This is a genomic window from Endozoicomonas sp. ONNA1 (genome assembly GCF_024606325.1).
GTDB lineage: Bacteria > Pseudomonadota > Gammaproteobacteria > Pseudomonadales > Endozoicomonadaceae > Endozoicomonas_A.
In genome coordinates, this window is the sequence record NZ_JAHHPN010000963.1 from 1 (window position 1) to 2,393 (window position 2,393).

At 46.3% G+C, this 2,393-nt stretch carries 1 protein-coding gene; it reads right to left on the reverse strand.

The window, feature by feature from the left end:
- Positions 1-482: 482 nt before the first annotated feature.
- Positions 483-2,393, reverse strand: a 1,911-nt coding sequence (locus KDK19_RS23230) for a DEAD/DEAH box helicase (RefSeq protein ID WP_257293051.1), incomplete at its 5' end; no start/stop codon positions are given.

Sequence of the window (2,393 nt, forward strand, 5' to 3'; positions counted from 1 at the left end):
GGATGCCAATATATCCAGAAAGGGTCTCTTGAAACGGCTTTTTGAAAATGCGCTGCAACCAGATTTCAGTGCGCACTTACCTGTGTCCCGATGTAATGGGTGATGGCAAACACAGGTATTCACGCTCTGAGAAATGGTCAGCAAATGTGACAAGTTATTCTGACGGTCAGAACAACACGCTTGCCAGAGTGATTAAGCTCTGATGTCATTGCAGCAGGGAAGCTGCTGTGTGGAATGACTCACGAAGAGTGCTTGGTGCCTCACGGCAATAGGAGTTTCTGTAATAGTCAACGTTGAAACTTTAGTTTCTCCATCCATTACAGAAACAAAAGCCTGCCTATATAAAGCCCAATTTTTCCCAGGCTATGGCAGTCTGAAATTCAATAGTCCAAAGAATAGACATAGTTTTTTTGCCTCGTCAGCAAAATCTGTGGGGCATTACTGGCTCGGGCAGGTTGCCCAGTGCATGATATTAATGATCACTAGCTTTGTCGCAGCCCCTTCCTCACACAATACTGCTCCAGCCTCAGCTCTACCAGCTCCTGCACCAGCTGATGCAAAATATCCCGATGTTCCCGCTGTACATCCGTTTTGAAAGTAAACCGGCCATGTCTGACTTCAAAAAAGGTATTTTCTCCATCAGCCAAGGCTTTGATTGGGTTTCTTTTCCAGTAATTATGCCAGCCGTTATCTTCAGCAGACATTGCTCGCTGCCCAGCAGGCAGTTCAGAGTTATACAGCGTTGGTCGGCGCTTAAGTAGATGCCAGCTTCTGGCGGCCAGTGCTTCTGTGGTCGGTGCCGAGATAAAACCATCCAGCTCCAGAAAGGCATCAAGCAAAATCATCTTGAAGCATTTAGTCATGTTCGTCTGCTCTATACCATCCAGTAAAAACTGATGATGATTATTGGCCACTTCCGACTCGGATTTATTCAACTCTTTCAAATGTTCAAGCAGCTTGAACCAGCTGCCATGCTCAGATCGAACTCTATTGAATTCAGTCCCCGTTTCCGCAAGATAATGATAAAACTCTGTGGCAGTGGGGCGATAGCCAAGCAGTGATTTCAGGGATTGATACTCATCCACCATGCTGGTTTTTTGCTTGCGAGCCATACGCTCCAGAAAATCAATCACTACCGGGTCATAGTTGGCAAAACAGCCATCGGGGAGAGTAATCGTCTGTTGTCTAATTTGCTCTGTAACCTGTCGGATAGAATGACTATTGTGTAAGGCAACCGGCTTGCTCAGAAACGATTTATGGTTACCAATAAAATCAATCACTGCCAGATACTGCTTGTCTTTATGCAGGCGCAACCCCCGCCCTAGCTGTTGCAGAAACAAAATTTTAGATTCTGTAGGACGAAGCATCAACACAGTGTCAATGGCAGGCAGGTCAGTCCCTTCGTTAAACAGGTCTACAGAAAACAGTACATCCAACTGCCCTGCTTCCAGCTTTTGCAGGGCTTCATGTCGGCGAATTTCAGAGTCGCTATAAACCGCTGCCGCCCGAAACCCTGCTTTGGCAAATACTGCTGCCATAAAATCTGCATGTCGCTTTGATATACAGAACCCGAGCGTCCTTACCTGCTTCTTTTCCTGCCACTGGTTCAGAATATGCTCTGCTCGCTTATGGGAAGCAAAGGCATTCTCCAGAGCTCCGGTATCAAACTTGCCATTACGCCATGGAATTTCATCATAATCGACATATTTGTCATTAATACCAAAATAATGGAAAGGGGTCAGTAGACGTACATTAATGCCATGCACCAGATTGCGCTCAAACACCAAATTGTTGTCGCAGAGGCAGAGAATATCAGCCTGATCGGTTCGCTCTGGTGTCGCAGTCAGCCCAAGCAAAAATGTTGGCTCAAAATGCTTGAGAAGGTTTCGGTAGGTTCTGGCATCGGCATGGTGAAATTCATCCACTACAATATAATCAAAATGATCTCTGCTGAACTGTTTCAGGTGTTCCTGCCGCCCAAGGGTCTGCACGGAAGCAAACAGCATATCAGCGTCTTTATTTCGCTGCCTGCCATTATAAAATCCGGTGCGTGCATCAGGTCGAATTCGCACAAAGGTTTGTTGAGCCTGCATTAGAATCTCTTCACGATGGGCTACAAACAACACTTTCTCTGCCTTGCATTGCTGAGTATCAAAAGCCGCAAGCCAGGTTTTACCCAGACCCGTTGCCAAAACCACCAGTCCTCGCTGATATCCATCCAGTCGTGATTGTTGCAGTGCCTGCAAAGCTTCCGTTTGAATATCACTGGGCGTGGGGGCTTCAACAAGTTCTTCAGATTCAACAGCTACCAGCCGCATTTTACGACGGCGTTTCAGGTAACCATCAATCCAGTCATGACTTAAAGGAAGAACAAGGCTATGTCTGAATATTTC